The 11,776-nt window shown below is 29.0% G+C and carries 12 protein-coding genes; 1 reads left to right on the top strand and 11 read right to left on the bottom strand.

Annotated elements, in window-relative coordinates; translation table 11 throughout:
- Positions 1 to 211: 211 nt before the first annotated feature.
- From CIG1485E_RS00265 to CIG1485E_RS00220, 10 genes are all read right to left on the bottom strand, one after another.
- Positions 212 to 991 carry a class I SAM-dependent methyltransferase gene (locus CIG1485E_RS00265; protein ID WP_038452480.1) on the bottom strand — a complete coding sequence of 260 codons (780 nt, stop codon included), beginning with the start codon at positions 989 to 991 and terminating at the stop codon, positions 212 to 214.
- A 27-nt stretch (positions 992 to 1,018) separates the two neighbouring features.
- Entirely contained in the window at positions 1,019 to 2,017 is a 999-nt protein-coding gene (locus tag CIG1485E_RS00260; protein WP_407637578.1) for a BFO_1060 family glycosyltransferase, read from the bottom strand.
- Between the two features lie 32 nt (positions 2,018 to 2,049).
- Positions 2,050 to 2,313: a hypothetical protein gene (locus CIG1485E_RS00255; protein ID WP_038452477.1), complete on the bottom strand. Its 264-nt coding sequence runs from the start codon at positions 2,311 to 2,313 to the stop codon at positions 2,050 to 2,052.
- A gap of 52 nt (positions 2,314 to 2,365) precedes the next feature.
- The gene (locus tag CIG1485E_RS00250) at positions 2,366 to 3,625 is read right to left on the bottom strand and encodes a hypothetical protein (RefSeq protein WP_038452476.1); all 1,260 of its coding nucleotides are present in this window, start codon (positions 3,623 to 3,625) and stop codon (positions 2,366 to 2,368) included.
- Positions 3,622 to 5,424, bottom strand: a complete 1,803-nt coding sequence (locus CIG1485E_RS00245) for an ABC transporter ATP-binding protein/permease (protein WP_321029100.1) — start codon at positions 5,422 to 5,424, stop codon at positions 3,622 to 3,624. Before CIG1485E_RS00245 ends, CIG1485E_RS00250 begins: the two co-directional genes overlap by 4 nt.
- A gap of 94 nt (positions 5,425 to 5,518) precedes the next feature.
- Complete coding sequence (locus CIG1485E_RS00240) at positions 5,519 to 6,289, bottom strand: oxidoreductase (RefSeq protein ID WP_038452475.1); 771 nt, start codon at positions 6,287 to 6,289, stop codon at positions 5,519 to 5,521.
- The gene (locus tag CIG1485E_RS00235; protein ID WP_038452473.1) at positions 6,283 to 6,984 is read right to left on the bottom strand and encodes an acylneuraminate cytidylyltransferase family protein; all 702 of its coding nucleotides are present in this window, start codon (positions 6,982 to 6,984) and stop codon (positions 6,283 to 6,285) included. Before CIG1485E_RS00235 ends, CIG1485E_RS00240 begins: the two co-directional genes overlap by 7 nt.
- Positions 6,977 to 7,891 carry a Gfo/Idh/MocA family protein gene (locus CIG1485E_RS00230; protein ID WP_038452472.1) on the bottom strand — a complete coding sequence of 305 codons (915 nt, stop codon included), beginning with the start codon at positions 7,889 to 7,891 and terminating at the stop codon, positions 6,977 to 6,979. Before CIG1485E_RS00230 ends, CIG1485E_RS00235 begins: the two co-directional genes overlap by 8 nt.
- The gene (locus CIG1485E_RS00225) at positions 7,881 to 8,654 is read right to left on the bottom strand and encodes an acylneuraminate cytidylyltransferase family protein (RefSeq protein WP_069107382.1); all 774 of its coding nucleotides are present in this window, start codon (positions 8,652 to 8,654) and stop codon (positions 7,881 to 7,883) included. Before CIG1485E_RS00225 ends, CIG1485E_RS00230 begins: the two co-directional genes overlap by 11 nt.
- The gene (locus CIG1485E_RS00220) at positions 8,654 to 9,700 is read right to left on the bottom strand and encodes a nucleotidyltransferase family protein (protein ID WP_038452471.1); all 1,047 of its coding nucleotides are present in this window, start codon (positions 9,698 to 9,700) and stop codon (positions 8,654 to 8,656) included. Before CIG1485E_RS00220 ends, CIG1485E_RS00225 begins: the two co-directional genes overlap by 1 nt.
- Before the next feature lie 152 nt (positions 9,701 to 9,852).
- Between CIG1485E_RS00220 and CIG1485E_RS00215 the strand changes: the two genes are divergently transcribed.
- Positions 9,853 to 10,965, top strand: coding sequence for an N-acetyl sugar amidotransferase (locus CIG1485E_RS00215; protein ID WP_038452469.1), 1,113 nt, complete (start codon positions 9,853 to 9,855; stop codon positions 10,963 to 10,965).
- A 17-nt stretch (positions 10,966 to 10,982) separates the two neighbouring features.
- Here CIG1485E_RS00215 and CIG1485E_RS00210 read toward each other — a convergent pair whose 3' ends face one another.
- Positions 10,983 to 11,702: a class I SAM-dependent methyltransferase gene (locus tag CIG1485E_RS00210; protein WP_038452468.1), complete on the bottom strand. Its 720-nt coding sequence runs from the start codon at positions 11,700 to 11,702 to the stop codon at positions 10,983 to 10,985.
- Between the last annotated feature and the right edge of the window lie 74 nt (positions 11,703 to 11,776).

Here is an 11,776-nt window from a genome sequence, read left to right as displayed (position 1 = left end):
ATTTTCATAATATATCCTAATTTATAAGTTAAGTACAATTCTCACTAGAAAATAGTATAAAATTTTATACTATTTTAAAACATCACCAATAAAAGTGTTTCCATATAATTATCCGTATGTCTTCTTAATTTGTACTTATTTCTTAGACCATAAACAACTATAGATTATATACTAAAACTACTTAAAATACTTCATACTTTGCAGTATAGACTTAATCATTAATATTTATCTTTATATTCTTGGATTTTTTAAATAAGAAAAACATTGTATATGATAACCTTGTTGTAAAAGGCAACCTATAAATATACTTTCCTATAAATGGAATTCTTTGGAGGAAGAATGAAATCGGAGTTTCTTCTGTTGGGATATACTTAACCAACTCAAAACCGCATGAGGAGCAAAGATTGATAAAATGGAATGGATCCCAGCCATTAATGTGATCGCTTGCTTTATTATAGCTATTAAGTATTTTTTTTGATGTCTTAATAGCTCTTTTATTTGAAAATAATATCAAATTTATTAAATAATTAATATTAACAATATTTGGTAATCCGATTAATAAATAACCATCATTTTTCAGCATATTATTTATATTTGATAGATAATTTCCAGGATTATGGACATGTTCTATAACTTGAGAGCTAAATACTAAATCGTAAGTATTTTTCGGAAAACCAAATTGACTCAACAATAAAAAATTTAATTTAGCATTATCACCAAATGCAATCTTGGCTTTAATTAGTTCATTCTCAGATATATCCACACCATCTACATTGCAACCATATCTATCATAAAACAACTGGCTGACCCCCCCCATTCCACATCCATAGTCTAGAATTTTACTTTTATTGTCTAATGTATCTGGAAATAAGGTTTGCATTTGAACATGACGGTCAATCTTTCTTGAAAAAGCAGATTGATAGTATCTTTTTACAATTTCTTTAATCTCCAGCTCAGAATAATACTTACCATCATGAAATATTTTATTCATAATAACACTCCTATAAATTTAGTAAAATCAAATTTTTATTACTTTGCTATACATATCTTGATATTTTTTTGCAAAATTACTTTTATATTTTAATTCTGGCCATCTATTTTTTAAAATTGTTTTTGATAAAAATAATTTTAAAATTTGTTTAGCAGCCTCAATATATATCTTAAAACTAAACTTTATCTCTTTATATTCTTTATTATTTAAAATTTTAATAATTTCTCTCGCCGCCCTTTGATAATTTTTTCCATCATCATGCTCTATAGTATCTTTTATTACTTGCCGTCTAATATTTTTCAAATCCTCAAAAGATTTTATAGTATTTGTTGAAAAAAACTCATCTATTAATTTTTGAGCCTCTTCTATTGTTTTTACTATCGGCGAACCTTTATGTACATTTTCTCTTATAAAATCACTTCTTGTAGGATTTATCAAAAATGTTTGTTTTCCAAGCAACCAAGCTTCCATTATAGTTGTAGATTCATAAGCCACCCATAAATCGGAAATATTTATTATATCAGTTATTTTTATATCAGTATTTGTAAAACTATTTGATATAAATACATTTTCATAATGTTCAAATCCATAAAATTCATTTTTTTCAAAATTAACAGTACCTGGGTGATATCTAAGAATAAATAGGATATCTTTATTATTTTCAATAAGCTTTTTATATATTTCGTGCAATTTAAATCTATCTTGCTGAAATAATTCTATATTTTCTTTTGGGCATGCACCAAGTTTAATAGTCTGCTCTAATAATTTATCAAAATATAAATCAAAAACAAAGCTACCTATTCCTATTATTTTTTTATATTTTAATTTGTGCTTATTTAGAAAATTAGTTTTATTTGTAAATTTAAAAAGCTTATATCTATCAAAACCAGTCGCACCCGAAACAGCTATTTTTTCTTCAAATTTAGGATAAGCGCTTAAAAAGTGATTTTTAGAACGAGTACTCCATAAAATTATTTTATCTACATACAATTTTTTATCTCTGTTCCAACCCCAAAAATATGGTATAGGATTTAAATCACTAACATTGCCCTCTGATATTAAGGTAACAATTTTACACCCCCCCCCATATCTAATGATCTAATATTTTTTATTAATTTATGATTAGTATCTGCACCAACATAATTTGAAATTAAAATCAATTTTGGTTTATATTTCAGCACATAATAATATCCACTAAAAATTGAAAGTGTTTTATATCTTATATTATATTTTGATTTAAGATACTCCAAAACAGGCGTTACTATATGAAGATCTCTATCGGAATTGGGCCATTCTAGATTTAATATATCTAACTTACTCATATGAATTCCTTCTGCTAAATTAATACTCAATTAGTATAGCAAAAAACTAATATTAACTTGCTGAAATATCCATGCTCAATAACTTTTGATTTAATTTATACTCTAATTCACTAATATCTTTATATAAAAATTGCCTATATTCTTTACTGACATATACCAGTCTAGGCATTGCTGGACAATTGATATCACACATCATAAAAGTATCTAAATTATAATTATGTCTATCATAAAATACAGATGATCCCAAAGTAACACCAATATCATTATCGTAAATTTGATCAATGTTAACATCTACTATATTTTGTCTATATTGCTCAAAATACGGTGGAAAAACGTTATAATTTTTAATTAAAGATTTTTCATAAGGATGAAGATGAATTTTAAACTTTAATCCATTTTTTACCGAATAGTTATATAAAAAATTTATTAATTCATTTGATATATTGGATAGAAGATTATCTTTATAATAATAAGTCTTTATTTTATTTTTGTCAAAAATTTGATACAAGCCCATATATCTAGCCCAATGTCCACTAGAATAAAATGATATTGTTCTTTTTATTTTTTTTGAAATATTAATATCATAATATATGAAATCAGTGGATAGATTAATAAATTTATTATTACAAGAACGCAACCAACCTTTTTTAATAAAATATTCAAATTCACCATTTAATACCTTTGAACAAAAACATATATTAGTATTTTTAAACGAATCATATCTACAATTAAAATAAGTAGAAGAACAAGATGAATAAATGCAATAAACATTGCATTTCTTATTTTGAGCTATAATATAATTTGCCAATAAATAGGTATTGGCATTTAATAAGTTATATATAAAATATGACTTATTACTATTTATTTGCAAATCTATAGCCAAAGCCGAATTTAAAAAATTTGCTAGATCATTCCAATCTATTTTTGTATTATCAAAAAATAATAAAAATATATATTTATAGTTATAAAAATATTTTTTAAAAAATATAAAAAATTGATAAATAGAAGAGATATAAAATCCTTCTTTATACCCCCCCCCTCTTATACTATTAATACCAAAATTATAAGCCATATGCTTTGCCCTAAATTTAATATTGTTATCTTGCTCTAAGTATATATAATCACAATTGTAAGACTTAAATCTCAAATAAATAACTGCACTAATAATTTTATATATAAATTTTAATTTATTAACAAAATTAAACCTATTTTCACCCTTCATAATGGTTCTCACCTTGATTATATACGGTTTTTTATATATTTGATATTCATCTTTAAATTTATCTCTCAATATAAGATCTAGCAATATCAACTTAGTACCTCTCCTTTATTAAGTCTTATCTTTCTCTCGCATCTCTCTATGGTGCTTAGCCTATGAGCAATGATGATAAGCGTTTTATCACTACTAACTTCGTAAATTTCATCCATAATTTTAGCTTCAGTGTCATTATCAAGAGCTGAAGTCGCTTCATCTAATACTAAAATTTCTGGGTTATCATACAAAGCTCGTGCTATACCAATACGTTGCTTTTGACCTCCACTAAGTTGAATTCCACCCTCGCCAACTTTTGTATTTATACCATCTTTTTGCAATAAAAATTCATAAATATTTGCCTTTTTAAGACATTCAACTACTTTAGATTCGTCTAAATCATATCCAAATGCGATATTTTCTTTTACCGTTCCATCAAAAAGATATATTGACTGAGGTATATACCCTATTTTGGATCGCCAAGATCTTATATTTTCATCATTAAGCACAATTCCATCTATATATATTTCTCCACTCGTTGGTCTATATAGCCCAATGATCAAATCTACTAGTGTTGATTTTCCACTCCCGCTTTCCCCTATAAAAGCTATCTTTTCTCCTTTTTTTATTTTCAAAGAAGTATGATTTAAAACTGGCTTTGATGCGATATACTCAAACGAAATATCATTTAATTTTATTTCGCTTTTAAAACTTATATTTTTATTACCTTCTATAGGTGGGTTATATTGAAGTTCTTCATAAACTATATCTAATGATTTTGATAGAAAAAGCATTGTGTTATAGCTGCTTAATATCCTATTTATTGCCGGCAACATTCTATATAAAGCCAAAGCATACATTGATATAATAGGCAATACAATACTAGCGTCTTCGTATTTTATAAGAATAAATATGACTATAGTGATTAAAGAACCAAATCCTATAGTTTCTAAAATATTTTTTGGAAGCTGTTGTAGTGCTGCATTTGTGATATTTGCTATCGAATAATCGGTACTTGCCTTTGAAAACTCATTCAATATTTTTTTTTCATTTTGTATAAATTTAACAATCTTAAAATTCCCAAAAGTTTCGTCCAATATTTTATAAAATGCTAATTGTGCATCCGATCTTTTTTTCCCTTGATACTTTATCTTACTTGTCAATAGTTTCATAAGAAATAAAATTTTTACTCCCAAAATAAAAGTCAAAACTAAGGTCATTTTCCAATCTACTATTAATAAAATAGAGTATAATAAGACAATAATAAAAATCTCTGATAAGACCATTAATAAATTTTGAATATAAATTGATAAATTATATGCCTCGGTAATTATAGCTTTTGTGAGTTGTGAGCTATTTCTTTTGACAAAATTTACATACGGAAAATTAATATATTTTTTAAATAACTGAAATGAAAAAATATAATATCTACTAAAAGCAAATTTATTTAACAAATAAGCATATAATATATTGTATAAAGCTCTAAAAATATAAAATATTATAAGTAAAACTCCAAAAGCCATAACAAAATTTATCTCTTTGTCAAAACCTAAAAAATCATATATAGTTTTAAAATATACATTTTGTGTAATTTGAGCCGGATTTGTAGCAACCGTTATAAAAGGCATTATCGCAGAGATTCCAACTGTTTCTATCAATGATAAAAATATACTCATAAATAACAATATAAGCAAATATATTTTATCATGTTTTGATAATATGTATCTTATTTTTTTAAAATTTAACAAACAAATATCCTTTAATAAAAATTTTACTAGGTTAAAATCTAGCTCATCACCTATATCTATAAGAATATTTTTATATATAAATATATACAAAATATTATCTTTTATAAGCAATCTCTTCTTCTAAAAGCCTTTTAGAACCACATATATAAATAACCCCATTTATTCTGAAATACTTTTTTTAGATCCCGATCCTTAAAAATTACATTTATAAACAAAATCCATCGTCTACAACGATATTTTGACCATTTACAAACTCACTTCCATCGCTAAGCAAAAATAGCAATGCTCCGTTTAAATCACTTGCATCAAGCATACCTTTGTTTAGACAAACTTCACGGTATTGCTCCAAAAATTTCGCGTTTTGCCCCGCCAAAATACCACCAGGACTTATGCAATTAACCTTTATATTTGTGCCCTTTAGGTATTTTGCGACGTATTTTGTCATATGTATGACTCCAGCTTTGATTGCGCTATATGCCACTGGAGAGCTCATATTTGTGCCTTTATACGTCTGAAATTTAGGAGCTACAACTCCTTGAATGGATGATAAATTTATGATATTCCCATATCCTTGAGTCTTGAAATAGCTAGCAAATTGCTGTGTAATTAAAAATGCTCCGCCAAGCTGCAAATTTGTATTTGCACAAAAATCCTCATAACTCACATCAAAAAAGTGGTTTCCAAAAGTTTTTGTCCTTGGATAAGCAGCATTCACCACTGCATCAATCTTACCAAATTTCAAATCAGCAAACTCAATACATTCGCAAATATTCTCTTTGCTTGTCAGGTCAAATTTAAAAAAATCAGCTCTATCTTGCCCAAATTTAGCATTTATCTCATCTTTTAGCTTTAAGCCATTTTCTTCATTTATGTCTGCGATAATGACATTTGCACCGTTTTTTGCTACCACTTTTACGAACTCAGCCCCTATGGCTCCAGCTGCTCCAGCTATTACTATTACTTTGTTTTTTAGCATTTTTTCTCACTCATAATAAACTCAACAAATTTAAAATCCAACTCGCAATCTATATCTATGGAACGCATTTCAGGCATCACATAAAGCCCAGTTTTATCCAAAAATAACGAATTCTCACTTAGCAAAACATCTCTTTTCCAGATATAAATAGAAGCATTCATATCATAGCTTTTTGGTGCGTCTTGACGCCTAAGAACATTAAAATACAGCTTTTTTGATAGCGAAATTTTGCCACTCTTGTCTTGCTCGATTAGGTTAAAATATGGGCTTCTTCTGCTTGGCATCGCAGTTATTAGGTTATCATTATCATCTTTTAAAAACTGCTCGTAAGCATTTATTATATCGCTTGGCAACCTTAACGGAGAAGTAGCGTCTAAATCAATCAAATGCTCAAATTTAACCCCATAATGTTCCTCGCTTCTCAAAAAAGCGTCTTTTATGACCTCAAGTTTTCCAGCTATATCGCTGGCTAATTCATCGCTTCTTTTAAAAAACACTTCAGCACCATACCTTGTAGCCACGTCAGCTATCTCATCACTATCAGTGCTTATGACAATGTGGTCAAAGAGCCCACACTCCTTAGCTTGAGCGATTGTGTGAGCAATGAGTGGTTTACCACAAAGCTCTTTTATGTTTTTATTTTTTACACCTTTGCTACCGCCTCTAGCACAAATCGTGCATAAAACACTACTCATAAATTACCCCTTGGATAGCTTCTATCACTTTCATAGTTTTTAGTCCAAACTCAAAATCACAAGCCCAAACTCGCTCGCCCAAAATATCTAAATGCATCTGCTCAAACATATAATTTCTTTGCAAATTTGGTACGACAAATTCGCTTTTTACGCCAAATTTATCACAAACCATCAAGCGATTTGCCACAAAATCTAGCTCAAAACTACGCTCCATACTCTCCACAAAAAGCCTTCTATGCGTTATCTTGCTTATATAATCCAAGCAAATATTAATATAACCATGCTTTATTTTGCCAATTAACATAGTTAGATCATCACTATTTATGGATAGATCGCTGACCTTGTCTTGGTAGCCCTTGATACTCTTTATCTCACCACCAAGCCACAATGAATAATCAATCTCATGGCTAAGATCTAGCAAAACTCCACCGCCCATATTTTTATTTGCGCTATAGCATTTTGTATAATCACTATCAGGTCGCCAAGCAGGTAGATACTGACCGCATTTTGCATTTATACATATGATTTTTTCGCCCCCAAGCATGTTTTTTAGCTTTTGCATGAGTGGATGATAACGTAAAACATAACCTACATAAATTTGATTTTTTGGTACGAAATGCTCTTTTTTGCTCTCAAAAAGTGGCTTTTCGCAAAATATAATTTTATTACTAACATTTTCATTTATATATTTTAGTTGTTCGTAATGCAAATTTGTAGGCGAAGAAATAACAAAATAATCATAACTTTGCAAGTCATCAACGCTCTCTAAGCTCTCATAGCAAATTTGATTTTCTAGACGCTGTTTCGTGACTAAATTTATAAAATTCATCTGTTTTAAGCTAGATAAAACCTCAAAATGCCTACGACCGATGGAACCAAAGCCTATGATCAATATTTTAAGCGGCATTTAAACTCTTAAAGTATTGTATAGACAATTGAGAGTTAAGAGGTTTTAAATTAGATTCTACCCCCCCCCACTTATTTATTTGTTTATCTGCTATAACTTTAGAAATTTCAAAATCAAGCTCTGTGTCTATATCTATTGAATAAATTTGGGGCATAATAAAAGCAAATGAATTTTTAGCACCATAAAAACTTCTATTATGTAAAAATTTATCTGTGTTTGCTATAAATATAGAACCATTCAATCTATAAAATTTTGTTAGATCTTGACTTCTTGTATTTATAATTTTTCTATCTAAAAAATTATCAAATTTTAAATTTTCTGATAACGTATTTGTCCATAAAGGAGAATGTTCACATTCGCAAACGCTAATTATAAAATCTGCTTTTTTAGTATCAAGTAGATCTATGGCATCATCTATATGCTTTTCATTACGCAATGGACTTGTAGGCTGAAGTAAAACTACATAATCATAATGCTCCAAATTATCAATCGAATGCTTAATAGCATCAAATGTAGTACTTGTATCACTTGCCAACTCAGATGGTCTTTTTATAGTATCTGCACCAAATTTAACAGATATATCTAGTATTTCATCATCATCACTACTAACCACTATTTTATCTATATATTTACTTTTTAGTCCAGCCTCAATACTCCAAGCAATAAGTGGCTTTCCACAAAGGTCAAGAATATTTTTTCTAGGCAATCTTTTACTCCCGCCGCGGGCGGGTATAATAGCTAAAAATGTTTTATTTTTGTACATCAAAATATCTCATCATATTCTTCATTTGCCTTTTTATACTCCTCCATGCGTCCGATATCTAGCCAGTATTCTCTGATAGGGAATGGGTGTATAGCTAAATTTTTTAGTAATAATACATTAAATAAGCTTGGCATATCATAAAACTCGTCTTTAGGTATAAAATCAAGCACTTTAGGTGAAAGCATATATATCCCAGCGCTTACAAAAAACTTATGAACTGGCTTTTCTGTGATTGAGCAGATTTTGTCATCTTTGAGATTTACCACACCATAAGGGACTTGCATGCTATACTCTCTGATACACATAGTGGCGGCTGATTTGTTTGATTTATGATATTCATGAAGATGCTCGAAATTTACATTTGTAAGCAAGTCGCCATTCATCACAAAAAACTCTTCATTTGGCTTGTCTTTGAGTAAACTAAGTGCTCCAGCTGTTCCCATGCGACTACCCTCTAAAACATACTCTATATTTACACCAAATTTCTCTCCATTTCCAAAATAATCCATAATCAAATTTGACTTATAATTCACGCACATTATAATATTTGTATATCCATACTCTGCAAATTTCTCAACTATGGTTTGAAGTATTGGTTTATTGCCCACATTTAGCATAGGTTTTGGCATATCATCAGTGAGTGGCCTAAGGCGAGTTCCAAGCCCACCAACCATTAAAATGACTTTGTTTGGTTTGGTTTTTGGTTGTATTAGCTCATCAATTTCTTGTATACCAATAACAATATCATTATTATCTAATATAGGTATTTGTTTTAGTTTTCTATCTATAGCAAGTCTTATAATAGTCTCTTTTGTGTCACTACTTTTTGCTACTGTTGGATGCCTATTTATTATATTTTCTATAGAGCTATTTAGATCTAGTCCATTTAACAAACCGCGCCTTATATCGCCATCGGTGATAGTTCCTATAAGCTTACCAAGTTTATCGGTTACTAAAGCTATCTGCATAGATCCAGCATCAATAATAACTAAGGCTTCTTTAATAGTAGAAAATTGATTTATTTTTATATTATTTATATTATTCATTAATACTCCAAATAAAAAGGCATAAATTACCGATAATAATTATATCAAACTCAATTTAAAAGCAAATTATTTTTTATATTTTATACGCAAAAATTAATATATTGGGTATAATAATATTTCTCAAATATAATTTAAACACATAAGGATTTGTTATGAAATACTGCAAAAAATGTACTATACCAGACACTAGACCGGGCATTAAATTTGATCAAGATGGAATCTGTGTACCATGTAAAAATCATGAACGCAAAGCACAAGTAGATTATAAAGCAAGATTTAAAGAATTAGAAAAATTATGCGATAAATATCGCGGAATGAATGGGAATTCTTATGATTGCGCTGTAGCAGTAAGCGGAGGCAAAGACTCACACTTCCAAGTCCATATCATGAAAGAAGTCATGAAGATGAATCCCGTGCTTTTTACAGTAGAAGATAATTTCACTATGACAGAAGCTGGCAAACATAATCTAAAAAATATATCAGAGGAATTTGGCTGTAACATAATATCTCTAAAACCAGATATAAAAACGCAAAAAAAGCTTATGAAGATAACATTTGAAAAATACGGCAAACCTACATGGTTCATTGACAGACTCATATATACATATCCAATCAATATGGCGCTTAAATTTAATACACCGCTTCTAGTATATGGAGAAGATGTAAGTTACGAATACGGTGGATCGGATAGCAAAGAAGAGACTTATAGTGCAAAGCATATCTTAAGCAATGGCGTAGCAATCGATATATCATTGGAAGAGTTAATGGGGGGGGGTATAAGTAAACAAGACTTAGATTTAACAATCGCTCCGTCAAAAGAAGAAATAAACAAATTAGACCCAATATACTTATCATATTTCCTACCTTGGAATTCATACTCAAATTATGTATTTGCAAAATCACGCGGCTTTCATGACCTCACTGGAGAGTGGGATAGAACAATGACAGCTGAAAATTTTGATCAAGTAGATTCTATTGCTTATCTCGTTCATGCTTGGATGAAATATCCTAAATTTGGTCATGCTTGTGCTACAGATTATACTGCTAGGTTTATTAGATATGGTATGTTAAATAGAGAAGAAGCTATAAAAATAATTAAACAAAAAGATCATGCTTTAGACCCAAAAGCAGTGGAAGATTTTTGTAAATTTACTGGCTATAGCGAAACTGAGTTTTGGACAATTATAGATAAATTTTATAATAGAGAAATATTTGAAAAAGATAGCTTTGGCAGATGGGTATTAAAAAATCCAATTTGGAAATAAACCGGGGTCAATCCCGGTTATACTCTTTTTATAATAAGTGACCTTATATCATACAAAAGACTCATACCATTTGTGAATTTAACTCCATTTTCGGTTTGTATGTTCCAACTTCTGCATGGATCTTCTTGAGGTATACTATTAAATGAAAGATAAAACGTCTTAATATCGATGATATCAAGTTTGTATGTTTTTAAGATTTTTCTTATAGTATGAATAGAGTGCATATTCCAGCCAGGCTCAAAAGTATTAAAATATCTATTGTTTCTATATCTTGTGATTAAATCTACATCGGCGTCGTTAAAACCACCAGTAATGATAGCTATGCCATTTGGAGATAAGTGAGAATCTATACATTTTATAGTATCTGACACATCATCAAAATATGATAAAACACCGGTCATAAAAACAATATCAAACTGAGTATTTAAGTTAAAATTTTCAGCCGAACCAACACTAAAATTTACACCCTTTAACCCATCAAATTTTATAGCCTCGTCTATAAGATTGCTGCTGTAATCCAACCCATAGAGTAAATTTGTATCAAATTTTAAACTCTTTTTACAAAAATATAAAAACTCTCCCCTGCTACAACCTATATCTAATAGCTTTTTAGATTTGAAAAATGGGGGGGGGGTACTACCTAAATTTTGTTCCAATAAATCCAATAGATAAGAGAATATCTGTTTTGGTTTATTATAATAATCCTCACTTAAATATATATAATCTTGATGCTTCATTTTTGTTCCTTAAAAATATTTTATATTTTGCATTTAAGCAAAAAACTATTATACAGATATTCTTTAAAAATATC

Source organism: Campylobacter iguaniorum (genome assembly GCF_000736415.1).
Taxonomy (GTDB): domain Bacteria; phylum Campylobacterota; class Campylobacteria; order Campylobacterales; family Campylobacteraceae; genus Campylobacter; species Campylobacter iguaniorum.
Note: the sequence above shows the minus strand (reverse complement) of the source record. Positions and strands in the feature narration are given on the sequence as shown.

Coding starts and splice junctions, on each gene's coding strand:
- CIG1485E_RS00225 (WP_069107382.1), bottom strand. CDS start 8,654: ATGTACAAAAATAAAACATTTTTAGCTATTATACCCGCCCGCGGCGGG.
- CIG1485E_RS00220 (WP_038452471.1), bottom strand. CDS start 9,700: ATGAATAATATAAATAATATAAAAATAAATCAATTTTCTACTATTAAA.
- CIG1485E_RS00265 (WP_038452480.1), bottom strand. CDS start 991: ATGAATAAAATATTTCATGATGGTAAGTATTATTCTGAGCTGGAGATT.
- CIG1485E_RS00240 (WP_038452475.1), bottom strand. CDS start 6,289: ATGCTAAAAAACAAAGTAATAGTAATAGCTGGAGCAGCTGGAGCCATA.
- CIG1485E_RS00210 (WP_038452468.1), bottom strand. CDS start 11,702: ATGAAGCATCAAGATTATATATATTTAAGTGAGGATTATTATAATAAA.
- CIG1485E_RS00230 (WP_038452472.1), bottom strand. CDS start 7,891: ATGCCGCTTAAAATATTGATCATAGGCTTTGGTTCCATCGGTCGTAGG.
- CIG1485E_RS00215 (WP_038452469.1), top strand. CDS start 9,853: ATGAAATACTGCAAAAAATGTACTATACCAGACACTAGACCGGGCATT.
- CIG1485E_RS00255 (WP_038452477.1), bottom strand. CDS start 2,313: ATGAGTAAGTTAGATATATTAAATCTAGAATGGCCCAATTCCGATAGA.
- CIG1485E_RS00235 (WP_038452473.1), bottom strand. CDS start 6,984: ATGAGTAGTGTTTTATGCACGATTTGTGCTAGAGGCGGTAGCAAAGGT.